This is a genomic window from Marinomonas aquiplantarum (assembly GCF_003314975.1).
Lineage (GTDB): Bacteria > Pseudomonadota > Gammaproteobacteria > Pseudomonadales > Marinomonadaceae > Marinomonas > Marinomonas aquiplantarum.
In genome coordinates this window covers 586322-611551 of sequence record NZ_QNRF01000001.1, presented here as the reverse complement: position 1 = coordinate 611551, position 25230 = coordinate 586322, and the positions used below count along the sequence as shown (strand labels likewise).

The following is a 25230-nucleotide window of genomic DNA, read 5'->3' as shown; positions in this document are numbered from 1 at the left end:
GTATGAGTTTTCAATGTCGAGACTTATAAAGCGTCAAACAAACTCTTGATGAAGGTTTCTTTCTCTGCATCTTGATCTATTAAGCGCAAACCAACGGTTAAGAAAGTTGAGTCATGCTTCTTTTCTGTCGTGGCCACAGATTGTACGTAGTAATTTAGGCGATTAATGGTGGATTTGTGTTCTAAATCCAGTACTGCTTGCCCTAATACTTGAGGCACCACGTCATCACTCTTAATCAGCATAGACGCTTCTTGCTTACTGAATTGAATCACCATGCAACGAAACTGCTTATTTTCAAAGCGAACTAAGGTTGGAATTTTAACATCTTTAACGCTGACTTCTGCTTCACTTGGGTTCACGATTTTAGGCGTTTTCGCCGCTTTGGTCGCACCGCTTCCTCCACCCATCAATACATCAATGGAAGCGGCCGCGATACCCTGTGGTGAACCGCTCGCCGCCCTAGGTTTTTGTGCCGTCAGCTTCCCAGCCAACTTATGCTTTTTCGCCGCTCCTAACACCTTGTTGACCAGCTGTTCACCTGAAAAGGGCTTGCCCAAATAATCTGTGACGCCAGCTTGTACCGCCTCCACCACATGATCTTTGTCGCCTCGGCTGGTAATCATCACAAAAGGCACATCGTCTTTTTGATACTTAGGTTGTTCGCGGCACCATTTTAACAATTCAACGCCCGTCATCTCAGGCATTTCCCAGTCACATAGCACCATATCAAACTGGGTTTTATTCATTAATTGCTGAGCTTTACGGCCGTTGACTGCGTCTTCAATCTCCACGGCTGGAAACTGCTTACGTAAGGTTCTGCGAATCAAATCCCGTGTGAACGAAGCATCGTCCACAACCAATATTTTAAGCGACATTATTTCATTCCATTATGAGAGTTTAACAACGCAGAGAAATCTCCATTCTCTACCCTAAAGATGGATACCCACAATAAAGTCGCTGCCACTACAGCTATTGGCATCACAAACAAATTAAACAGTGGAATGGTCAAAGACACCATTACTATGCCACCAAACGTCCAACATAACAGTGGCTGAGTTCTAAGGGCCATTCGCATCTCGTAAAACGACACCTTATTATTATCAAAAGCATAGTCCATATATTGCAGAGCAAGCATCCAAGCAGAAAACAATAACAGCAGAACTGGCGCAATGACATTAACTAACGGGATGAAAGACAGCACCAGCAGCAGTAAAAAACGCGGAACAAAATACAATACTTTCTGCATTTCGCGTTGCAAACTACGGCCAATCACCGCCAAAATCACACTGGCCGTTAAACTCTCATCAAACACTTTCCCTGTGGTCTTCTCTTCTACTTTTTCCGCTAGAAACGCCATAAATGGAGCCGCTAATATATTGACTCCTATTGAAAAACTGTAAAACAATAAGACCGCAATGACTGCCCCAAAAATCAAGTCTAGAAGCCAACTGATAAAAGACAGCCAATCCGGTAGATAGCCCATCGCCCAATTTAATATGTCTTGAAAATAACTAAACGCCACCATGTAGATAAGCGCGATCAACAAAAAATTTGCCAATAGCGGCGCTAAAATAAACAGCCTTAATTCTTTTGAAGCAATTAATGGCAAGGCCTTCAAAAATGCCCCTGCCGCTTTAAATGGTTGTGTAATCAAAATAAATTCAACCCTATCAATCTTTCCTATCAAACCTGTTTGAGAATATCACGAGCCCCTTCACGTCTCCACATTTACTAGACGTATGAGGCGATACGGAATTTCGATTGTGACCTTTTGTTAATTAATGAACTATGGAAGCTTAAGGGCGAATCTGAATGGTGCAATTCAAACGCCTCACAATAACAGAGCACATCTAACAGCTAACCAACAAAGGGAACGATATGAAAATCTCAAAAACGCTCATCGCCAGCGCCGTACTCGCCGCTTCTATTAGTGCCTTGCAAGTGCAAGCTGCCGACGTACCTGCAGGCGTAGTGCTTGCCGACAAACAAGAATTGGTCCGTGGCGGCGGTTCTGAGCCAGCCACGCTTGATCCACAAAAAATTGAAGGCACACCAGGCTCTATTCGTTCTAAAGACCTGTTTGAAGGTTTGTACAACCAAGACGGCGACGGCAACCAAATCCCAGGTGTCGCGACAAGTTACGACGTTAACGCGGACAACACTCAATACACATTCCACCTTCGTAAAGACGCAAAATGGTCTAACGGCGAACCAGTTACCGCAGAAGACTTTGTATTTGCCTTCACTCGCTCTGTTGATCCAGCAACGGCCTCTCCTTATGCCTGGTTCATGGAGATTCCATCCATTGTGAACGCATCAAAAATCATCGCGGGCGAAGCGGAGCCATCGACGTTAGGTGTCAAAGCGCTTGATGATTATACTTTCCAAGTCACATTAGAGCGTCCAGTGCCTTACTTCGTGAAGATGACCTCACACCAAAACATGTTTCCTGTGCCGAAAAAAGTGGTCGAAAAGTGGGGCGATGATTGGACTAAGCCAGAGCACATGGTCTCAAACGGTGCCTATAAAATGGACGAGTGGATTGTCAACGAGAAGATGGTCTTTACTCGTAACCAACACTATTGGAACGATGCGAAAACCGTCATCAACAAAGTTACTTATTTGCCAATTGAGTCCCCTAATGCCGAGCTAAAACGTTTCCAAGCTGGTCAGATGGATTTGAGCTACGAATTACCCAACGATCATTACAAGCAACTTCTCCGAGACATTCCTGACGAGGTAGTGGTCACGCCTAAATTGGGCACCTATTACTACCAATTTAACACCACCAAAGCGCCTTACAACGACGTCCGCGTCCGTAAAGCATTGTCTTATGCCATTGATCGCGATGTGATTACCAAATACGTCACAGGCGTTGGTGAAATCCCTGCGTATTCATTCACCCCAGAAGTGGTCAATGACTTTAACCCAGAGACACCGGATTACGCGACTTGGTCACAAAAAGAACGTAATGAAAAAGCGCAAGCCTTACTAGAAGAAGCCGGCTTCGATAAGAGCAACCCGCTGTCCTTCAAGCTTCTGTACAACACCAACGAGAACCATAAGAAGATCGCCATTGCAATTGCTTCCATGTGGAAAAAAACCTTAGGTGTGCAAGTTACTTTGGAAAACCAAGAATGGAAAACCTACTTGGAAACCAAAAAACATCAGCAATTTGACGTTGCTCGTGCCGGTTGGATTGGGGATTACAACGAAGCCTCCACTATGCTTGATCTGCTCACAACCACTCACGGTAATAACGACGGTAAGTACAGCAACGCCAACTACGATAAGCTGTTACACGATGCTCGCACCATGCAAAACCCTGCTGAAAACTATAACAAGGCAGAAGAGATTGCCATTGAGCAAGACATGGCGGTCGCCCCCATTTATCAATATACCGAGAAGCGCTTAGTAAAAAGCTATTTAGGTGGCTACATGCCTAACCCTGAAGATAACGTGTACGTACGCGACATGTACATCATCAAGCACTAAGACTCTCGTTTAACATCAAGCGTCTGTTGAAAACCATGCCCAACGGCTAACGTCGTTGGGCATCTTTTGAACTCTACAAGTTCCAAATATTAGCCGTCTATTGGCGGATCTAATAATCCGGTAATAACTATGTTTACATTTATCTCAAAGCGCATTTTAGAAGCGATTCCGACCTTGTTGGTATTAATTACGATATCCTTCTTTCTGATGCATGCCGCTCCCGGCAGCCCTTTTTCCAGTGAACGCGCTCTACCTGCTGAAGTATTAGCGAACATCAATGCCAAATATCATTTGGATGAGCCTGTTATTAATCAGTACTTCTATTACCTAGGCGGTTTATTACAAGGGGATTTAGGTCCCTCATTTCGTTATAAAGACTTCACCATTAATGAACTGATTGCCCAGAGCTTTCCGGTTTCTGCCGAAATAGGCATCTGGTCGTTTCTTGTTGCTCTGATACTTGGCGTAGGTTGCGGCATTATTGCAGCCCTAAGGCAGAATTCTTGGATAGATTACTCTGTGATGGCCTTCGCTAATCTAGGCATTGTGTTACCAAATTTTGTTTTGGCTCCTTTGTGTATCCTATTTTTCTCGATTTATAACCACTGGCTCCCACCTGGTGGTTGGAATGGTGGTGCATGGCCTTATCTGATTATGCCAGTGATTGCCATGTCCACCAGCTACATAGCGCAGATCGCCCGTATTACTCGTGGCAGCATGATTGAAACCATGCATTCGAATTTCATTCGCACAGCACATGCCAAAGGCTTGCCAAAGCATCGCATCATTTTCCAACATGCCTTGCGTCCTACCATGCTGCCAGTCATCTCCTATTTGGGCCCTGCTTTCGTCGGTATTGTTACCGGTTCGGTGATTGTTGATGTGTATTTCGGAACTGGCGGTATCGGTCAACATTTCATTAATGGTGCTCTTAACCGCGATTACTCCATGGTCATGGGGGTCACCATTTTGGTGGGCACATTGACCATATTGTTCAACGCGGTTGTTGATATTTTATACGCTGTTATTGACCCTAAAATTCGTTATTAAGGCCAACCGAATATGATCACTACACAAGACAAAATCCAGGCCGTTGAACAGTTCGCCGAACAAGTCACGGAAATTGAAGGTCGAAGCTTATGGCAAGACGCCCGACGCCGCTTTTTTTCTAACCACGCGGCAGTCACTAGCTTAGTCCTATTAACCCTGATTACCGCCATCGCATTGCTTGGCCCTTTATTCAGTCAATGGAATTACGACGACATTGACTGGGAAGCCTTATCAGACATTTCTGTTTTGGGCCGTCCTAACATTGAAAACGGTCATTACTTTGGTACAGACACCTTAGGCCGCGACATTTTTGTGCGAACTTTACAAGGAGGGCAAATTTCCTTACTTGTCGGCATCATGGGCAGTGCCGTCGCCATTGTCATTGGTACACTTTATGGTGCCGCGTCTGGCTATATTGGTGGACGAGTCGACAGCGTGATGATGCGCTTTCTGGAAATTTTAAATTCGTTCCCTTTCATGTTTTTCGTCATCATCTTAATGACCTTATTTGGCCGACATATATTTCTCATCTTTGTCGCCATTGGTGCGATTTCCTGGCTCGATATGGCGAGGATCGTACGCGGGCAAACCCTAAGTCTGAAAAACAAAGAGTACATTGAAGCGGCTTATGCCTGCGGTGTCTCCACCCCAAAAATCATTTTGCGACACATAGTCCCAAATGTACTGGGCATTGTGGTGGTTTACGCCACCTTGCTGGTGCCGAATATGATTCTGCTTGAGTCTTTCATCAGCTTCCTTGGTTTGGGCGTACAAGAACCTATGACCAGTTGGGGGGCGTTGATTTCAGAAGGCGCGCAGAATATGGAAATCGCGGTTTGGCAACTGGCTTGGCCATTGGGTTTCTTAGTGGTCACCCTATTCTGTTTTAACTTCCTCGGCGACGGTTTACGCGACGCCCTTGATCCAAAAGACCGTTAAGGAGGCCTTATGAATTTGCTAGAAGTGGATAACTTACGAGTAAACTTCCGCACCCCAGATGGCTTTGTGACCGCGGTCAATGATTTAAATTTTACCCTTGGACAAGGGGAAACCTTGGGCATTGTGGGTGAATCAGGCTCGGGGAAGAGTCAAACCGCCTTTGCTCTAATGGGGCTGTTGGCCAAAAACGGCATTATCGGGGGACAAGCGCGTTTTAAAGGACAAGACATCCTGAGCTTATCCGACAAACAGATGAATCGCATTCGTTCGAAGGAGATCGCCATGATCTTCCAAGACCCAATGACCTCACTTAACCCTTATATGAAAGTGGGTAAGCAGCTGATTGAAGTCTTGATGCTGCATAAAGGAATGAGCAAGGTCGATGCTTTTGAAGAAGCCGTAAAGATGCTCGATGCGGTTAAAATGCCGGAAGCAAGAAAACGCATGAACATGTATCCGCACGAATTTTCTGGTGGTATGCGCCAACGTGTGATGATCGCCATGGCATTACTTTGTCAGCCGAAATTATTGATAGCTGACGAGCCAACAACGGCGCTGGATGTGACCGTACAAGCACAGATTTTGACCTTGTTGAATGAACTTAAAAATGACTTCAACACCTCCATCATCATGATCACCCACGATTTGGGTGTGGTGGCAGGCTTATGCGACAAGGTGTTAGTGATGTACGCAGGGCAAACCATGGAATACGGCTCCACAGAAGATGTTTTCTATCAACCCACTCACCCTTACACCAGAGGCTTATTGCAAGCCATTCCACGATTGGACAGTGAAGGAGACATACTGACGACCATTCCTGGTAACCCGCCCAACCTGCTGAACTTACCTTCTGGTTGCCCATTCCATTCGCGCTGTGAATTTGCAGAAGAGCGCTGTGTGAAAGAAGCACCGACATTAGAAGAGTATCAAGTTGGAAAATTAAGGGCCTGTCATAAATCTGCCGATTGGGGAGTGGCATCATGAACGTACAAACCAGCAAAACACCCTTAATGGAAGTCAGCGATTTAAAGGTCCATTTTAATATCAAAGCAGATAATGCCTGGCCTTGGACCAAAGCCAAAGCACTGAAAGCCGTGGATGGGGTGAACCTGTCCATTTATCCTGGGGAAACCTTAGGTGTGGTGGGGGAATCCGGCTGTGGTAAATCCACCTTAGCACGCGCTTTGCTGCGCCTTGTACCCATTACCCAAGGAGATGTGGTGTGGTTAGGTGAGAATTTGACTGAGCTAGACAAGAAGCAAATGCGAGCGAAGCGCCAAGAATTGCAGATGATCTTCCAAGATCCATTGGCCTCACTGGATCCACGAATGACCGTTGGCGACATCATTGCCGAACCTCTGCATACTTTCCAACCTCAGTTGAGCAAACAGGAAGTAAAGCAGCAAGTACGTAAGATGATGGCCCGTGTTGGCTTGCTGCCTAACGTTATTAATCGCTATCCCCATGAATTTTCAGGTGGTCAGTGTCAGCGAATTGGCATTGCGCGAGCACTTATTTTGAAACCAAAGTTAGTGGTCTGTGACGAGCCTGTTTCTGCTCTGGATGTGTCGATTCAAGCTCAAGTTGTGAATCTATTGAAAGACTTACAGAAGGAAATGGGCTTATCGCTGGTGTTTATCGCTCACGATTTAAGTGTGGTAAAACACATTTCAGATCGTGTGTTAGTCATGTATCTTGGCAATGCCGTTGAACTGGCCGAAAAACATGACTTGTATGATAACCCTCAGCACCCTTATACCAAGGCGCTATTATCGGCCGTGCCGGTTCCAGATCCAAAAATAGAACGCAATAAGAGCATCCAGCTTCTGGCTGGGGATTTACCCTCTCCGATCAGTCCACCGTCTGGCTGCGTCTTCCGAACTCGTTGTCCTCATGCCAATGAACAATGTGCAGAACACAAACCACAGCTTAGCACCATTACCGATGACAGCTCGCATCAAGCAGCCTGCTCTAGGCTACTTGAGTTGGCTTAAAGCGGGTCAAAACTGGCTGCCATGGAAGGTAGCCAAGCCTCCTCAGTCCTTAAAAGACATGACGCAAACTGGCTTTTAAACAGCATTCTTGATAAGTTGATCATTGTGTCAATCACTTTCACTTAATGTCACTTTTCACCCGTTAGTAAGAGGCCAAATATGAACTCAGTCATCACCACACTTCTGATTTTCGTTGGCCTCACTTCCTTATCAAGCTTCGCCCTAGAACAACCGAATCAAAGAATCATACTGACAGTCGAAGGTGATTTCGAAAACACCAATGCTAAGCAAGCGGCCAATTTCGATCTCCCTATGTTAGCCGCCTTGCCACAATACTCTGTCACCACGAAAAATCCTTGGGCAAAAGGCGTCCACTCTTATCAGGGCTTTTCTGCAGTCGACTTACTGGAAACACTCAAAGCAAAAGGCACAATGTTAGAGGTCACAGCGCTAAACAAATACATGACCAAAGTGCCTGTTGAGGACTTTCAAACCAATGGTGCTATCTTCGCTACCCATCGTGACGGAGTACCAATGAGTATCCGTAATCTTGGGCCCATCATGGTGATTTACCCATTTGACCAAAATCCAGAGTTAAAGTCAGAGGTCTATTACGGCCGCTCCATTTGGCAAATCCGACACATCAAAATCGCCCCGTTGGCTGAGTAAGGAAGCTTGCCAATGTTAAAAGGACATAACTGGTTATCACGATTCAAACAATGGATGATGTACGGTTTTATTGTATTAATCATCGTCATCACCATCGCACTATTCGGCATCATTACTTACACCAGCGACAGCGCCAAACAAAATAGCCGCCGAGTGTTCGAAAGCGCCCTTTGGAATGCCCTACAATTACAAGTACAGACCTATCGCCTGCTAAATTATCTGGTACTTTTGAAAGCACCAGATCTTCCACTCAATGGCCAAGCCTATTTCGAATACGATTTGCTCATGAGTCGCATTGACTTACTGAGAGATGGCGAAGTGGGCACCTTGGTTAGGGAGTTTGAAGGTGGCAGAACAACGCGCTTATTAAACATCATGAACGGCGAGCTAGAATTGCTTAGCTTTCATATTAGCAAACTAGAAGAAGGGGATTTAAGTTACCTGCCCAGCCTTATTGACCGCATCCAAAAATTGGACCCTCAATTAAATGAATTTGTTGGCTTGGTAAACAATGGTAGTAATGCCTTCATTAACAATCAGCACCAGATTCTGCAGTCTAAACTGCATTACATTCAGCTGTTATCCATTGCGTTATTACTCTGTTTACTCTGCTTATGCTTTTTTATGGCCAAAAGCTTTTCTCAATTGAAATTTGCTCACGAACGTAACAAACAACTCAAAGCGGATATGCAAAACTCTCGCAGTGATAAAGCCGATTTATTAGGTTTTATTAACCAACAAGTTCGCCCCCCAATCAATGCGATATTGGGTACAGCAAAAACCCTCAATCAGTCATCTCAAAAGGTGCCTGAGGCCCTAACCAAACACATTGAAGAGTCAGGACAGCAATTGCTGCATACCATTGAAATGCTTTCTGACCTATCACTCTTAGAAGCGCAAAAACTCAGCCTCCAACCAACTACCGACGATTTAAAGGCACAAATGGAAGCCTTTGTTGAATTAACTGAAGCGCAAATGTCACGCAAAAACTTAGCCTGTGCGTTATACATTGATCCAGCCTTACCTGACTCTATACATTTGGATTTTGGGCGCTTTAAAGAAATTGTCTTAGCCTTGTTACAAAATGCGATTGCTCATTGTCCTGCAGGCAGTATCAGCATTCAGTTGCGACCTTCGGCCTTGGCCGCACCAACTGTCCTGTTACCAGATGGTACTTATGAGACGCGTGTGATGCAGTTGGCCATACGAGATACTGGCTTAGGCATGCCCAACAACCTGCAGCAAAGCCTACGGGTTAACCCTAACCTACCAAACCAAAAAGACAGCCCAGATGCCAATACCGTCGGTTTAGACTTGGCCTTATGCCACAAGCTCATCTATTTAATGAAGGGCGAAATGCACTTTTCCTGTGTCGAAAATGAAGGTTGTGAGTTCTGGATCGATTTACCCTTTTATATTCCAGCAGGACAAGGCTTTCCTATTCCCAAAGAGCCAATTATGCCATCGTCTCAATCGCAAAAGACGGCATTGATTCTTGAACAAGACATGAATTTGGCCAAAATCATTGAGCTACAGCTAACCAGCTCTAACATTAAGGTTAGCCTAGCCCAAGAAGACGATGGACACAGTTCATTCGATCAGTATGACCTGATTCTCTTAGGGAAATTCTCAGGTTTAGACAGTCATTTAGAAGAACGTCTACTAGACTGTATTAAGACAGGCACTACCCTATGGAGCTATCAATCACTAGACTTTAGGCACACCTCATTAGACCCTAAAGCACTCTCCTTCCCTCTAACACAAAGGAAGTTATCACCACTGATCAAGGCTTTATTTTTAGATCAACCAACACAGAAGGACAGCAAATGATAGACAAGGCCTACCTAGACTCCCTGACCGAATTACTGGGAAAAAGTACTGTCAATCAGATTCGTCTTGAGTATGTTCAAGACAGTTCCAGTAAATTAGATCAATTATTGAGTGCATGGGATAATCGGGATTTCGAGGCACTAAAACAGATCAGTCACTCCTTAAAATCGGCCAGTCTGAACATGGCAGCTAAACAGTTTGCTGGACAATGTGAGATCATAGAAAAGTCTGCAGAGAAAAAAGACGAAGCACCGATTCAAAATGCTATTGAGCATGTTTCAGATCTTCATAAAGAGACATTAATGGCGCTTTCCGGCTACTTTTCCATGCTCAAATAACATCGACTTCAATCTCCACAAGCGGTTATTTCACTAACAACTAGATGGACCACTGAATAGTCGTGGCTTGCAAGAAAGTCGCCAGTAACGCTTCAATTCCAGCCTGATCAATCTCAGAAAATCGATCGACACTAGGGCTATCAATATCAAACACACCAAACAATTTCTCGCCAACGAATAACGGCACAACCAGTTCAGACGCTGATGCCGCATCACAGGCAATGTGACCTTCAAACTCATGAACATTCGCAATTCGTTGAGTGGTCGCCGTCATCGCAGCTTTACCACATACTCCTCGACCAAAAGGAATGCGTGTACAAGCGACTTTGCCGACATAAGGGCCAAGCACCAACTCGTTATCACGAGCAAAGTAAAAACCCGCCCAATTCAAATCATTAAGAGTCTGCATGATAAATGCCGAAAACTGAGCGGCATTACATATAAAATCGGTTTCACCGGCCAATAAAGCGGCTAACTGCTCATTTAAACTTTGATAATAATGTTCTGAGGATTCAGAGAAAGAAGTATCTGGGGTAAACATCTGTGCCCAACCAATCAAAAAGAAAAGCTGATGGTAGCAAATGATGCGGCAGAGCTAAATGCGATAAAGTAGATAAACTCTGGTCTCCATAACAGAAGACCAGAGTTTGAAAGGCTTATGCGTCTTTGACTTCACCCGCCAAATCGTTCACATGTACGTGACGAACATCGACCCCTTTCACCATGAAAATCAAATGCTGACAGGTATGACGGGCATGGTCGCCAATTCGCTCAAGAGAACGAAGCACCCAAATAACATTGATCACGCGAGAGATACTACGCGGATCTTCCATCATGTAAGTCACCAAAGAACGCAATGCTGTATTGTATTCTTGATCAACGGCACGGTCTTGTTTGGCCACTTTAATCGCCGTATCAATATCAAGACGAGCGTAGGCATCTAACGCATCGTGAATCATACGTGACACCATTTGACCAATACGGTTAATCTCCACATAACCACGTGGTGACTCACCTTCATTAATCAAATTTAGGGTCAAGTTGGCAATTTTCTTTGCTTCGTCGCCCATACGCTCCAATTCACTCACGGCCTTACTGATCGATAAGATCATACGTAAGTCCGATGCCGCAGGTTGACGCTTAGCTAGAATGCGTGTGCACTCTTCATCAATCAAGCCGTCTAACTGGTTCACGGTTGTATCTTTGTCTTTCACGTCTTCCGCTAGCGAGCCATTCGCGTCTAACAGTGCTTGAATCGAGTCTTGAACTTGATTTTCTACCACGCCACCCATGGTCAAAAAGTGCTGGCGAAGCTGTTCAAGCTCATTATTAAACTGCTGAGAAATATGATCTGTTGTTAATTCTTGCATGATAAATCCTCCACCTAGCCGTAGCGTCCTGTGATGTAATCTTCCGTTTGTTGCTTACTAGGATTAGTAAACAGCGTATTGGTATCACCAAACTCAATCAAATCACCCAAGTACATAAACGCAGTATAATCCGATACACGCGCCGCTTGCTGCATGTTGTGCGTTACGATGGCGATGGTGAAGTCTTTTTTCAATTCGTGGATCAGTTCTTCAATCTTCAAGGTTGAGATAGGGTCCAACGCGGAAGCAGGCTCATCCAACAAGAGTACTTCTGGTTTCACCGCAACAGTACGGGCAATGACCAAACGCTGTTGCTGACCACCTGACATACCCAATGCACTTTCATGCAAACGGTCTTTTACTTCGTCCCACAATGCCGCTGAGCGCAATGCCCACTCAACCGTTTCATCCAAAATACGCTTTTTATTGATGCCTTGGATACGAAGACCGTAGGCCACATTCTCATAAATGCTTTTAGGAAATGGGTTTGGCTTTTGGAATACCATACCAACACGACGGCGCAGTTCCGCAACGTCTGTGCCTTTCGCATAAATGTTTTGATCGTGTAGATTAATCTCACCCGTAATACGGCAGCTGTCTACAAGATCATTCATACGGTTAAAACAACGCAACAAGGTGGACTTACCACAACCTGAAGGCCCGATAAAAGCGGTCACTTTCTTTTCAGGGATGATCATATCGATCCCTTTCAACGCTTCTTTTTCGCCATAAAAAAGGTGTAAATCATTCACCGAAAGACAAACGGATTCATCTTCAATACGCAAAGCCTGTTGGCTGCGTTGCATCGCTGAAATATCAATTGAGTGTGTTTTTACGTCGCTCATAATAATCTCTTCTCCGCCGCTTACATTTCCAGCGATTTGTATTTTTCACGTAGGTGGTTACGAATGGTCACTGCTGCTAAGTTCAACAGTGCAATCACCACTACCAACAATAGGGCCGTTGCGTACACTAATGGACGTGCCGCTTCCACATTTGGACTTTGGAAACCCACATCGTAGATATGGAAACCAAGGTGCATAAACTTCTGATCTAAATGAATGTATGGGTAATTACCATCTAATGGCAATGACGGTGCTAGTTTCACCACGCCCACCAACATCAATGGTGCCACTTCGCCCGCGGCACGAGCCACCGCCAAGATCACCCCTGTCATAATCGCAGGGCTGGCCATTGGCAAAATGACACGCCATAAGGTTTCGGCTTTGGTCGCACCTAAAGCCAAGCTACCTTCACGCACATTGCGTGGAATACGTGACAAGCCTTCTTCCGTCGCTACGATAACAACCGGCACAGTCAGCAAGGCCAAGGTAATAGACGCCCACATTAGGCCACCTGTACCGAAGGTTGGTGACGGTAACGCTTCTGGGAAGAACGCTTGGTCAATGCCGGAACCTAGGAAGTAAATAAAGAAGCCCAGACCAAAGACACCATATACAATCGATGGCACACCTGCCAGGTTGTTTACCGCGATTCGAATAATACGCGTCAACGCACCTTGTTTTGCATATTCACGCAAGTAAACCGCTGCCACAACACCAAATGGCGTTACCAAGACTGTCATCAGTAATACCATCATTACCGTACCGAAAATCGCTGGGAAAACCCCCCCTTCGGTATTGGCTTCACGTGGCTCTGCTGATAAGAACTCGCCTAACTTCGCAAAGTAAAACGCCATCTTCTGACCGAAGTTCATCGCATTGGCACGGTAAGCTCGAACGATTTTTGCAACGGGAAGCTCATGGACTGTACCGTCCATTGCTTGCACGACAAAAGTGTCGCGATTAATTTTCGCGTACAGGTCAATCAAGCTCTGTTGCAGCTGCTTGTATTCTTCATCATATTGACTGCGTTCAACAGCCAGATCCGCTACTGCAGCAGGCGTAAGCTCACCATTTAGCTCCAAGCGACGCTGTTCTAAACGAATGCGTTCAAGGCCATAGTTAATCTTACCAATGTCGCCTTTTTCGATTTCATGAATTTCATCGAAAATGTCTGTCGCGCGATCAATACTGCTTTCAAATGCAGCCCAAGTAGCTAACGCTGACTCAGTAGGTGTCGTATCATTCGTTTCAGACACCACTTGGCCATCTTGTTTTACTGACTTCAAATAGCCGTACAAGTTACCCCATTCATGACGCTCAGCGGTAAACAGCATTTCTGGACGCTTCACATCAGTTAGGTACTCATCGATCACCCAACGGAAATCAGAACCGTATATGTCACGGTTACCGGTTTTCATCAGAGTACGTTGCATCAGTTGATGATGATCAGGAATATCAATCCCTGCTTCGCGTAACTGAGCAGCAGGTACCTCAACACTTTCAACACGTTCTGCGACTATGTTGTAAGCTTGAGTGCCAGGCAGTTCGTAACGCGCTTCCACCACATCGGCTGGCCAAAAGTGACCAAGACCACGCACCGCGATCAATAATAACAAGCCAATGACCATAATAACGGAAATGGCTACCGCACCCGCATTAAGCCAAACCCAAGGATCACCGGATTTAACCCATTCAGATACGGACTTTTTCTTCATTTTCATATCAGTACTCATTATAGCGACCCGTATTTTTTGCGTAGGTGCTGACGCACGGTTTCAGCGACTGTGTTTACCACGAAGGTAAAGATAAAGAGCACAAACGCCGCCAAGAACAAGATACGATAGTGTGAGCTACCCACCTCAGATTCCGGTACTTCTACCGCCAAGTTGGCTGCCAAAGTACGCATACCTTCAAAGATATTCATGTCCATAATTGGGGTATTACCCGTTGCCATAAGTACAATCATCGTCTCACCAACAGCACGACCCATACCAATCATTACTGCAGAGAAAATACCTGGACTAGCCGTTGGTAGTACCACTCGAACCATGGTTTGCCAGTAAGTTGCACCCAATGCCAAAGACCCTTGAGTTAACGCTTTCGGCACACTGAAAATGGCATCTTCGGTAATCGAGAAGATAGTCGGAATAACCGCAAAGCCCATTGCGAAACCCACTACCAAGGCATTACGTTGGTCAAAGGTAATCCCAAGGTCGTTGGTAATCCAACCTCGAATATTGCCATCAAAGAAGTTCAACTCAATTGCCGGACTCAATGCCAAACAGCCCCAAGCAAGGAACACGATGACAGGAATCAACAGCAATGGTTGCCAACCTTCTGGCACCAACCAACGAATGTTTTGCGGCAAGCGAGACCAAAGGTAAGCAAACAGTAGAATACCCAAAGGTAATACCACCAGCACACTAAAGGTCGCCGCTAGGTTTTCTTCCAAGAAAGGAGCAAAGAACAAACCTGCTAAGAAGCCCAAGATAACGGTCGGCAAAGCCTCCATCAGCTCGATCACAGGCTTAACTTTACGACGCAAGGCTGGCGCCATGAAATAAGCAGTATAAATAGCACCACAAATAGCTAATGGCACCGCCATTAACATGGCATAGAAGGCCGCTTTTAATGTACCAAAGGCCAATGGCATCAAACTGTACTTAGGTTCGAAGTCGTTGTTTGCCGCAGAAGACTGCCAAGTATAAGTAGGTTCTTGATAACCCTCATACCAGACTTTACCCCAGATAGACGACCAAGAGACTTCAGGGTGCTCATTGTCTACATAGAAGAAATGCAAACCTTTACTGTCTTCCAGTAGTAAGCCATTAGCGCGAGGTGCAAAGCTGATCAGCTTCGCTGTCTCATCACTCAACTTCTCATCAATCACCTGACGAGTAGAGGTGGCGTTATAAATGGCGACCACACCACGATCGTCTAAGGTAGCAAAGCCCTTACGACGTTGTTCCATGGCGACATTTACTAATGAAACTGGTTGTTTAATGTCGCGGATAAAGGTCAGCTTTTCTTCATTCGTGTCATTGTTACGAACATTAAACCACTGACTTACGCGACCGGTAGAATCCGCCACCATGATAGATGACTGACCAAGTAAGTAGCTCATCGATACCAATTTGGCATCACCACTTAGTAACGCAATATTGTCTTTTAAACGAATGTCGCTGAAATCACGTAGATCAAATTCGCTTAGTTCACCAGAGTGAGTCGCCACATAAAGATAGCGTTGATCACCACTAATCAGAAGGCTGGTTACTTCTGCTACAAAAGGAAGCGGCTCTCGCTGTTCGCTCAATTCCATTTCTTCTGTGATGAAGTTAACGTCTTTGGTTACCTTGGTTACAGCACTCTGGTTTGCACCAATGGCTGCTAACGTAAAGCTTTCATCACCGTCTCTAAAAGACAACTGTTGAATCGGGAAATCAGCAACATCAATCGCGTCTTTACCATATGGGTATTCAACAACAGGGGTGATTTTACGTTTGCCATCTGGGTAAGTGATTCGATAAACGTGTTTCGAAATGATGACCTTACCGTCTTCGTAAGCAAAGGCGAGTAATTGACTGGTATCAGATTCCACCGCAAAAGCCGTTACTTTTTCAGCTCTTGGGTTTTCTACCATTTTTATGACGCTACCATCGGCGACGGAAAAGAATACTATGCTGCCGTTACTCGCAACACGCATCCCTACTTCAGCTTGCTCTTCGGTGGTCAAATATAGACTTTCACCTTGATCTGCCGCAGGTAAGCTATAGTTCGCTTTTGGTTCAATGGAAGCGCTTGAGAACAAAGGCGCAACTTCATAAAGTAAGTAGAAGCAGATCAAAAGAACAGCGAGAATGACACTGCTGCCTCCGACTGCGATACCCATTCCAGCCATACGGTCTTTCAGGGCGCGAATTTTACGATGACGCTTTAATGCTGGTGTATCAAAATCCAGCTCCGGCATCTGATGGTCAGTTGATTTAGTCATCCGCATTCATCTTTTTGTGTGACATTTTTGTGACAGCTTATGAAACAGAGAAAAGTAGGAGAGCGTTTCTGCCCTCCTACTTTTAATTCTCATTTCATAAGCTCGTTATAGCAACGGCTTATTTAATACCCAAAGTTTGTAGGTATTTGTTAGCCACTTTCGCTGGTAGTGGAACGTAGCCGTCTTTCACAACCACTTCTTGTCCCATTTTAGAAAGTACCATCTTAACGAACTCACGCTCTAGTGGAGCAAGTGGTTTGTTTGGCGCTTTGTTTACGTAAACGTATAGGAAGCGAGACAGTGGGTACTTAGCAGTTGCTGCATTTGCAGGTGTTGCTTCAACGTAGTTACCACCTTCTTTCTTCGCTAAAGGAAGAGCACGTACTGAAGATGTTTTGTAACCGATACCAGAGTAACCGATACCGTTAAGAGACGTTGAAACAGACTGTACAACTGAAGCCGAACCTGGCTGCTCGTTTACAGAGTTTTTGTAGTCACCTTTGAACAAAGCGTTAGATTTGAAGTAACCGTAAGTACCAGATACTGAGTTACGACCGAACAATTGAATGTCACGGTTCGCCCAAGCACCTGTTAGGCCAGCTTTACCCCAGTTAGTGATGTCTTCTTTGTGACCACCTTTACGAGTAGAAGAGAAAATCGCATCTACTTCAGGAAGAGACAAACCTTTGATTGGGTTATCTTTGTGTACGAATACCGCTAGAGCATCAATCGCAACTGGAATAGCAGTTGGCTTGTAACCGTATTTTTTCTCGAAAGCTGCTACTTCTTTGTCTTTCATTTTACGAGACATTGGACCGAAGTTAGACGTACCTTCAGTCAACGCTGGTGGCGCAGTTGAAGAACCAGCTGCTTGGATTTGGATGTTAACATTTGGGTATAGGCGCTTGTAATCCTCAGCCCACAATGTCATCAAGTTAGCCAATGTGTCAGAGCCAACACTTGAAATGTTACCAGAAACGCCACTTGCTTTGCTGTAAGACATCAAATTTGGATCAACATCTGCAACAGCGTTAACAGAAACGCCCATTGCTGCTGTTACTGCTAGACCTGCAACTAGTTTTTTCATCACATAAACCTCAGTGGTTGTAATCAAATATTTATGAGCAACTGCCCATAGCTCGTTCGATGCTGTTAACTATAAAAGGCAAATATGACAAAAATGTTAAAGATTGAAATATTTCAAAGTTTTTCATCGCAAAGCGTCAATATTCATTAAAGGCTCAGTGATAGAAGCCCGATCCAGTTTTGATCAACACAAGCTTTGTAAATCACTCACTTTATAGTGGGTATTCCTCATTCCTAGCGGTAAAAAGGCCATTCATATTCCCAAGCGATACGTTATCCAATAGACTAACGGTCGGATTTTTCCTGTGGGGGAAGCATCCGACAATAATGATTAAAAAAACTGTGGGTATTTTAATGTTTAACAAACTAATCTGCTTGGCTGAGGCCATTTCCCAATACACGGGGAAATGCGTTGCTTGGCTCACATTGATGATGATGCTACTTACCTGCCTCATCGTGCTACTACGCTATGGTTTTGGTATTGGCTCCATTGCATTACAAGAATCGGTTCTCTATTTTCATGCTCTGGTCTTTATGTTGGGCGCGGCCTATACCTTTAAAGAAGACGAACACGTTCGAGTGGATGTGTTTTACCGCGACTTCTCTGCCACCAAAAAAGCCTGGGTCAACCTGATCGGCGGGGTTTTCTTCCTGTTACCTTTTACTCTGTATACCGCATACTTAAGCCTAGAATATGTTGGCGCTTCTTGGCGTGTATTAGAAACCTCCCAAGAGCCTGGTGGCTTACCCTTCGTTTATCTGCTTAAAACCCTGATTCCTTTAATGATGGTTAGCCTCATCATTCAAGGCATGGCCGATATTTTAAAAAATCTTGGCGTTATTACTGCCGCTCGCGCTGCTCAGAGGACTTAACCCATGGCTGAATTTTTACCTTTATGGCTGTTTGCAGGCGTTTGTGTTTGCTTATTATTCGGCTACCCAGTGGCATTTTCTCTTGGCGGCACGGCCTTAATTTTCGCCGCGTTTGGCTCATTATTTGGGACGTTTGATGGCGTATTCCTAGAAGCCCTACCAAACCGTTTATTCGGTATTGTTCGTAACGAAACCCTCATTGCCGTGCCCTTATTCGTGTTAATGGGCGTGCTCTTGGAAAAATCCAAACTTGCCGAACGCCTTTTGGAGTCCATGGCCATGCTGTTTGGCACCATGCGCGGCGGCTTAGGTATTTCCGTTATTCTTGTCGGTATGTTGTTGGCCGCCAGTACCGGGATTGTAGGGGCTACCGTGGTCACTATGGGGATGATTTCATTACCTACCATGTTACGTCGTGGTTATGATCCAGCGCTTGCAACCGGGACCATTTGTGCAACCGGCACACTTGGACAAATAATCCCACCATCCATTGCCTTAGTATTACTGGGCGACGTAATGTCCAATGCTTTCCAAAAAGCTCAGCTGGAGATGGGGATCTTCTCACCTAAAACCATTTCCGTCGGCGATTTGTTTGTTGGTGCCTTAATTCCAGGTCTCATCCTGGTCGCTTTCTACATTTTGTACGTCATCATCGTTGCTTGGCTACAGCCTCATAAAGCCCCAGCGGTGCCACGAGAAGAATTGCGCAGCGGCTCAACTGAACCACTGGCACTGCAACTGTTCAAAGGCTTATTGCCACCACTGATTCTGATTTTTGCCGTACTGGGTTCCATCCTAACCGGTATAGCGACCCCAACCGAAGCGGCAGGCGTTGGTGCACTAGGCGCGGCTTTACTGGCGTGGGCAAGTGGTAAATTGAGTCTACAAACATTAAAAGAAGCCGTATATTCCACCACGAAAGTCACCTGTATGGTCTTTATGATCTTGATCGGTGCCTCGTTATTTTCATTGGTGTTCCGCGGTTTCGGTGGTGAAGAACTGATTCAAGACTTCTTCTCTCAACTGCCTGGTGGCGTTGTTGGTGCCATGATTGTGGTGATGTTATTGATGTTCTTCCTAGGCTTCATCCTAGACTTCATCGAAATCACCTTCGTTGTTGTGCCGATCGTAGCGCCTGTGCTGTTGGCGATGGGACTTGATCCGGTATGGCTTGGTATTATGATGGCCATTAACCTACAAACCTCATTCTTAACACCACCATTTGGTTTCGCCCTCTTCTATTTACGTGGTGTGGCGCCACCAGAAGTCAAAACGCAATCCATTTACAAAGGGGTTTTGCCATTTATCATCATCCAGTTGGTCGTCCTGCTGATGCTGTCAATCTGGCCTGACCTTGCTACTTGGTTACCTGAACAAGTCTATGCAGACTGAGGATAGTTTTATGAAAGCAATGCAAATTCAAGAATACGGTCCTGCCAGCGCTCTTGCTTTGACAGAGGCTCCACAACCCACGCCAGCGGCTGACCAAGTTTTGGTGAAAGTCGGTGCCGCTGGGGTGAACCCTGTCGATACCTATATTCGTTCAGGCACGAATAATTACACTGCAAACTTCCCTCATACACCGGGCAGTGATGGTGCAGGCACCATTATTGCCATCGGTAGTGATGTCACCGAGTTTGCAGTAGGACAACGGGTTTACTTTAGCCGCAACTTAAGCGGCTCTTCGGCAGAGTATTGTGTTTGTGCGACAACACATACCTACCCATTAGCGGATGCGTTGAGTTTCGAAGAAGGCGCTTGTGTTGGCATTCCTTATACGACGGCGCATCGCGCGTTATTTGGTCGAGCCAATGCCAAAACTGGCGATAAAGTACTGGTACACGGCGCCACAGGGGCCGTTGGTATCGCAACGGTTCAACTGGCTCTTGCAGCAGGTATGGATGTGGTTGCCAGTACAGGTACGGAAGACGGCGCCAAACTGTTGCGTGAGCAAGGTGTTGAAACCGTTATCATGCACAATGAAGCCGATCACTTGGCACCTTTTCAGTCTTTGCCAACTGGTTTCGATGTCATCATTGAAATGTTGGCAAACCACAATTTAGATCAAGATTTAAAAGCGCTGACCTTTGGTGGTCGAGTTGCGGTGGTCGGAAACCGTGGTACGGTCGAAATCAATCCACGTGACTTAATGGCACGTGATGCCGCAGTATTTGGTGTTGCACTTGCCAACGTCAAACCTGCCGAGCTGGCATTGATTGCCAAAGCACTTAAACCTTTGTTTGAAAAAGGTGTGTTGAAACCAGTGATTCGCCGAACCTATGAACTCACTGAGCTAGCCCAAGCTCATGAAGATGTTCTCAAGTCAGGCGCCTTAGGAAACCTTGTTGTCCGAGTAAGCTAAGTTAACCGGCGCAAAATCCATAACGGCGTGGTCAATTGACCACGCCGTTTTTTTTATTGTCGTTTTTTCGACGGAAAAGGATGAAAAATGCGCCATCTCCCAAAAAAACACTCTGTCAAAGCCAATCCAACAGGGCTATACTTCTTTCTTTACTTAAATCCTATAGGTGAATTTTGACCTCGTCTGAATCCGATGTATTTAGCCTCCCAAATGAAGCGGATGCCCACGACCACGACTACCATCAATTGGTAATTGTGTTAGACGGCAATACGGACTTCGACATCCAGGGAAAAGGCAAAGAACTGCATTCAGGTGAAGGCTGTATTTTACCCTCGGCCAATTCCCATGCTTTCGCAGGACTGGGTGAAAACCGCATCATGGTGGTCAATCTGCCAGTCCCCCCACAAAAAAGCATTACCGATGAAGAGTACGAGATCGTCTCGCGTATTTTTGACCAAGCGGCTTATTTCGAGCTCAGTCCACGTCTGCAAATTTTAGCGTCAGCCTTATCAGGGGAATTACAACAGTACCCAGATGACCCAATTTTAGCCCGTGCCTGTGGCAATACCTTACTAAGCGCCATTCGCCATCAGGTTAACAGCAAAGATGTACGTACTCGTGGTAACCAGTTGGACATCGATAAACTGGACCAATTCATTGAGCTTAACCTGTCTCGTAAAGTGCACATTGATCAACTGGCGAATTTCTGTTTCCTCAGTGTCAGTCAATTCCATGAACGCTTTAAAGATCGCACCGGCATGACGCCTCACCAATATTTGATGCGTAAACGTCTAGAACGAGCCCAAACCTTACTACAAGAAGGCTTTCCACCGATTCAGGTGGCCGAAATGTGCGGTTTCTCCAGCCAAAGTGCGATGACCAATATTTTTTCGCAAACCCTCGGCATCACTCCCTTGCGTTATCAAAAGCAATTTAGCGTTCGATAATAGACAAACTGTCTTTTTCTTCTATCTTTAAGAAGGTGACAGGCAGGTTTCTTTTTTACGCTATATCCCTCATAAAAACCGAACTTGTAGGCAAAATACCCTATCGTCGCCCATGAGCCGGATTTTCTTATAAAAAAAAACGATTTTTTCGAAAGACAGTTTCCCCCTTCTGTCACTAAAGTGTGCCCATTATCCAGACATGCGCTTTGCTGACTTAGGGATGCAAGTCAATCGCAAGGTGTTATGTGCTCTATCACAATGTGCGGCCGTCAAATTAACACGAGATTTATTGCTGCCCGCGGGAGAATACAACCATGTTTAAAGCGATTGAGGTATTACAACCTAACTTCATTCAGAAGCCACTCAATGAGTTGTGGCAGCTCATATCCCCTCTTTACAAAGCGGACGAAGAAAGCTGGTTAAAAGAGCTTTTGCCTTTGGCAAAACCCACGGAGACAGAGCTGGCGAGTCATACTGATGCCGCTTCTAAATTGATCGCAGAAGTGCGTAAAGATGACGACAGCATGTCCATGATTGATGCCCTACTGCTGGAATACAGTCTGGATACGAAAGAAGGCATCTTGTTAATGTGCCTTGCTGAAGCACTAATGCGCGTGCCTGACAAAGAAACCGCGGACGCCTTCATCAAAGACAGATTAAGTGTTGCCGACTGGGCTTCTCACGCTCAAAACTCAGACTCCTTCTTTGTTAATGCATCCACTTGGGGTCTGCTGCTCACGGGTAAAATCGTCACCATGGATGAGCGCCAAGATGGCACACCTGCTAACCTAGTGAATCGCATGGTTAATCGAGTGTCAGAGCCTGTTATCCGTAAAGCCATGAACCAAGCCATGAAAATCATGGGACATCAATTTGTCCTAGGTCGCAGCATCAAGGAAGCACTGTCTCGTGGTAAAAGCTATCGTGATAAAGGCTATACCTATTCTTTCGATATGTTGGGTGAAGCCGCGTTAACCGCTGACGACGCTCAAAAATACTTACGCTCATATGAGCAAGCCGTTGAATCCGTTGGTAAAGACACTTACAACAAGGGTCATCGTCCAACCATCTCGATTAAACTATCGGCTCTTCACCCTCGCTATGAAGTGGGTAACAAAGAACGCGTGATGAGCGAGCTGTTCGACAGTGTCAAAGGCTTAATCGCCAAAGCACGTGCGCTTAACGTTGGTATCACCATAGACGCCGAAGAAGCAGACCGCTTGGAACTTTCCCTACATTTGTTCGAAAAGCTTTACCGTGATGAAGTATCACAAGGTTGGGGACTATTTGGTTTGGTCGTTCAGGCCTACTCTAAGCGCGCTCTACCTGTGCTAGCTTGGCTTGCAGCCTTGGCCAAAGAACAAGGCGATCGTATTCCTGTACGCCTTGTAAAAGGCGCTTACTGGGATTCTGAGATCAAACTGTGCCAACAGCGCGGCATTGATGGATACCCTGTGTACACTCGTAAAGAGGCGACCGATGTTTCTTACCTTGCTTGTGCCCACTTCCTATTGAGTGAACACACTCGTGCCAACATCTTCCCACAATTTGCTAGCCATAATGCACATACTATTGCGACCATCAGTTGTTTAGCTAAGCAGCTTGGTGCCCAAAATGACGAGTTTGAATTCCAACGTCTACACGGTATGGGCGACGCTTTATACAATCACCTAATCAAAGAAAATGATTTGTGTGTGCGCATTTATGCCCCAGTAGGCAGCCACAAAGACTTGCTACCTTACCTAGTACGTCGCTTATTGGAAAATGGTGCGAACAGCTCCTTCGTTCACCGTTTGATTGACGCCAGCTACCCAATTGAAGACCTGGTACATCACCCAGTGACAACATTGGAAAGCCGTCAATCTTTGGCCAACCCTCATATTAATTTGCCTAGCAAATTGTTTGCGGATCGAAAAAACTCTTTTGGACCAAACATAGAGATCGAATCAGACTGGCGCCCTTTCAAAGCACAGATTGATACCTTCATGGGACAAGATACACAATGGCGAGCTTACCCTATTGTTGGTGGTGAGAAAGTCGAAACCGGACAAACACACGCCATCAAGAGCCCATACGACCACAGCCAAGCGGTTGGTGAGATTGATTGGGCAGACCAAACAACCGTGGCTAAAGCCATTGATTTAGCGCAAGCGGCCTTCCCTGCTTGGTCCGCGCGACCAGCCTCAGAACGAGCCGATTGCCTAGATAAAATGGCCGACCTCATGGAAGAAAATTACCCTGAATTGATGGCGCTTTGTCATCGTGAAGCGGGTAAAACCATTCAGGACAGCATTGACGAAGTTCGCGAAGCCGTGGATTTCTGTCGTTACTATGCGCAACAGGCTCGTAGCAACTTTGCGGAACCACATAAATACACGGACTTCCTAGGCCAAGAAAAACTGGCACAGTTGAAAGGACGTGGGGTGTTTACCTGCATCAGCCCATGGAACTTCCCGTTGGCCATTTTCACCGGCCAAGTGGTTGCCGCGCTCGTCGTTGGTAACACAGTCGTTGCTAAACCAGCAGAGCAAACCAGCTTAATCGCAGTACGTGCAATCGAATTGTTGCATCAAGCTGGCGTTCCAGGCGATGTTTTACACCTGTTACCAGGTGACGGTGCCAGCGTAGGTGCTCCTTTAACCAACGATAAGCGCATTGCTGGTTTGGCGTTCACAGGCTCTACTGGTACCGCGCAATTAATCAACCGCACCCTAGCCGCACGTGATGTTGCACCTGTGCCGGTAATTGCTGAGACCGGCGGTCAAAATGCCATGCTCATTGACTCAACGTCTTTACCAGAGCAAGTGGTTCGTGATGCAGTACGTTCGGCCTTTGCTTCAGCAGGTCAGCGTTGTTCTGCTTTACGTGTGATGTTTGTTCAAGAGGACATTGCCGATCGCGTGATTCCAATGATCAAAGGCGCGATGCAAGAACAGAGTGTTGGCTTGCCTTACCTGCATAGCACCGATGTGGGCCCTGTGATTGACGAAAAAGCACAGACGATGTTGCTTGAGCACATTGAGCACATGACCAAGGTTGGCAAACTGATCGCACAGACTGAATTACCAGACCTTGCGAATAAAGGTACCTTTGTGCCACCAACGGCCTTTGAGATCGACAGCATTGATCAATTAACCGATGAGAAGTTTGGTCCTATATTGCACGTAGTACGCTACAAAGCACGTGATCTGAACAAAATCATCGACACCATCAACCAATCTGGTTTTGGTTTGACTATGGGCGTACACAGCCGCAACGAGACCACGTGTGCGCGTATCGCGAATCGCGCTCGTGTCGGCAACCTATACATTAACCGTGACCAAGTCGGTGCCGTGGTTGGCGTACAACCATTTGGTGGCCAAGGCTTATCTGGTACAGGACCAAAAGCAGGCGGACCTCACTACCTACAACGTTTCGCGACAGAACAAGACCTTTAAGGGG

General features: G+C 45.8%; 21 protein-coding genes. 13 read left to right on the top strand and 8 right to left on the bottom strand.

Annotation, left to right across the window (positions count from 1 at the left end):
• Positions 1-23 precede the first annotated feature (23 nt).
• On the bottom strand, positions 24-875 hold the full coding sequence (locus DFP76_RS02890; protein ID WP_113873161.1) for a response regulator: 852 nt from the start codon (positions 873-875) through the stop codon (positions 24-26).
• Entirely contained in the window at positions 875-1654 is a 780-nt protein-coding gene (cysZ, locus tag DFP76_RS02885) for a sulfate transporter CysZ (protein ID WP_113873160.1), read from the bottom strand. Before cysZ ends, DFP76_RS02890 begins: the two co-directional genes overlap by 1 nt.
• Before the next feature lie 224 nt (positions 1655-1878).
• Here cysZ and DFP76_RS02880 point away from each other — a divergent pair, with 224 nt between their 5' ends.
• The 8 genes from DFP76_RS02880 (at position 1879) to DFP76_RS02845 (ending at position 10315) form a co-directional block, all read left to right on the top strand.
• Positions 1879-3495, top strand: coding sequence for a peptide ABC transporter substrate-binding protein (locus DFP76_RS02880; RefSeq protein WP_113873159.1), 1617 nt, complete (start codon positions 1879-1881; stop codon positions 3493-3495).
• 129 nt (positions 3496-3624) lie between these two features.
• The gene (oppB, locus tag DFP76_RS02875) at positions 3625-4545 is read left to right on the top strand and encodes an oligopeptide ABC transporter permease OppB (RefSeq protein ID WP_113873158.1); all 921 of its coding nucleotides are present in this window, start codon (positions 3625-3627) and stop codon (positions 4543-4545) included.
• Between the two features lie 12 nt (positions 4546-4557).
• The gene (gene oppC, locus DFP76_RS02870; protein ID WP_113873157.1) at positions 4558-5484 is read left to right on the top strand and encodes an oligopeptide ABC transporter permease OppC; all 927 of its coding nucleotides are present in this window, start codon (positions 4558-4560) and stop codon (positions 5482-5484) included.
• Between the two features lie 9 nt (positions 5485-5493).
• Positions 5494-6468: an oligopeptide ABC transporter ATP-binding protein OppD gene (gene oppD / locus DFP76_RS02865; RefSeq protein WP_113873156.1), complete on the top strand. Its 975-nt coding sequence runs from the start codon at positions 5494-5496 to the stop codon at positions 6466-6468.
• Positions 6465-7478 carry a murein tripeptide/oligopeptide ABC transporter ATP binding protein OppF gene (gene oppF, locus DFP76_RS02860; protein WP_113873155.1) on the top strand — a complete coding sequence of 338 codons (1014 nt, stop codon included), beginning with the start codon at positions 6465-6467 and terminating at the stop codon, positions 7476-7478. Before oppD ends, oppF begins: the two co-directional genes overlap by 4 nt.
• Positions 7479-7637: 159 nt before the next feature.
• On the top strand, positions 7638-8147 hold the full coding sequence (locus tag DFP76_RS02855; protein WP_113873154.1) for a putative pterin-binding protein: 510 nt from the start codon (positions 7638-7640) through the stop codon (positions 8145-8147).
• Between the two features lie 12 nt (positions 8148-8159).
• On the top strand, positions 8160-9977 hold the full coding sequence (locus DFP76_RS02850; protein ID WP_113873153.1) for a sensor histidine kinase: 1818 nt from the start codon (positions 8160-8162) through the stop codon (positions 9975-9977).
• The gene (locus DFP76_RS02845) at positions 9974-10315 is read left to right on the top strand and encodes an Hpt domain-containing protein (RefSeq protein WP_113873152.1); all 342 of its coding nucleotides are present in this window, start codon (positions 9974-9976) and stop codon (positions 10313-10315) included. Before DFP76_RS02850 ends, DFP76_RS02845 begins: the two co-directional genes overlap by 4 nt.
• A gap of 40 nt (positions 10316-10355) precedes the next feature.
• Here the strand turns inward: DFP76_RS02845 and DFP76_RS02840 are convergent, their stop codons facing one another.
• The 6 genes from DFP76_RS02840 to DFP76_RS02815 all read right to left on the bottom strand — a co-directional run bounded on the left by DFP76_RS02840 (position 10356) and on the right by DFP76_RS02815 (position 17608).
• The gene (locus DFP76_RS02840; protein ID WP_113873151.1) at positions 10356-10856 is read right to left on the bottom strand and encodes a GAF domain-containing protein; all 501 of its coding nucleotides are present in this window, start codon (positions 10854-10856) and stop codon (positions 10356-10358) included.
• A gap of 115 nt (positions 10857-10971) precedes the next feature.
• On the bottom strand, positions 10972-11685 hold the full coding sequence (phoU, locus tag DFP76_RS02835; protein WP_113873150.1) for a phosphate signaling complex protein PhoU: 714 nt from the start codon (positions 11683-11685) through the stop codon (positions 10972-10974).
• 14 nt (positions 11686-11699) lie between these two features.
• Positions 11700-12530 (bottom strand): phosphate ABC transporter ATP-binding protein PstB, encoded by an 831-nt coding sequence (gene pstB / locus DFP76_RS02830; RefSeq protein WP_113873149.1) that lies wholly within the window; start codon positions 12528-12530, stop codon positions 11700-11702.
• Between the two features lie 20 nt (positions 12531-12550).
• Complete coding sequence (pstA, locus tag DFP76_RS02825) at positions 12551-14251, bottom strand: phosphate ABC transporter permease PstA (protein ID WP_113873148.1); 1701 nt, start codon at positions 14249-14251, stop codon at positions 12551-12553.
• 11 nt (positions 14252-14262) lie between these two features.
• Positions 14263-16521: an ABC transporter permease subunit gene (locus tag DFP76_RS02820; RefSeq protein ID WP_113873147.1), complete on the bottom strand. Its 2259-nt coding sequence runs from the start codon at positions 16519-16521 to the stop codon at positions 14263-14265.
• Positions 16522-16639: 118 nt separating this feature from the next.
• A complete protein-coding gene (locus DFP76_RS02815) occupies positions 16640-17608 on the bottom strand; it encodes a PstS family phosphate ABC transporter substrate-binding protein (protein WP_113873146.1) in 969 nt (322 codons plus the stop codon).
• A 353-nt stretch (positions 17609-17961) separates the two neighbouring features.
• Here DFP76_RS02815 and DFP76_RS02810 point away from each other — a divergent pair, with 353 nt between their 5' ends.
• The 5 genes from DFP76_RS02810 to putA all read left to right on the top strand — a co-directional run bounded on the left by DFP76_RS02810 (position 17962) and on the right by putA (position 25226).
• The gene (locus DFP76_RS02810; RefSeq protein ID WP_063332414.1) at positions 17962-18480 is read left to right on the top strand and encodes a TRAP transporter small permease subunit; all 519 of its coding nucleotides are present in this window, start codon (positions 17962-17964) and stop codon (positions 18478-18480) included.
• Positions 18481-18483: 3 nt separating this feature from the next.
• On the top strand, positions 18484-19872 hold the full coding sequence (locus DFP76_RS02805; RefSeq protein WP_113873145.1) for a TRAP transporter large permease: 1389 nt from the start codon (positions 18484-18486) through the stop codon (positions 19870-19872).
• 10 nt (positions 19873-19882) lie between these two features.
• The gene (locus DFP76_RS02800; protein WP_113873144.1) at positions 19883-20842 is read left to right on the top strand and encodes an NADPH:quinone reductase; all 960 of its coding nucleotides are present in this window, start codon (positions 19883-19885) and stop codon (positions 20840-20842) included.
• A gap of 173 nt (positions 20843-21015) precedes the next feature.
• On the top strand, positions 21016-21789 hold the full coding sequence (locus tag DFP76_RS02795; protein ID WP_113873143.1) for a helix-turn-helix domain-containing protein: 774 nt from the start codon (positions 21016-21018) through the stop codon (positions 21787-21789).
• A gap of 314 nt (positions 21790-22103) precedes the next feature.
• Complete coding sequence (gene putA, locus DFP76_RS02790; RefSeq protein WP_113873142.1) at positions 22104-25226, top strand: bifunctional proline dehydrogenase/L-glutamate gamma-semialdehyde dehydrogenase PutA; 3123 nt, start codon at positions 22104-22106, stop codon at positions 25224-25226.
• Positions 25227-25230: the final 4 nt, after the last annotated feature.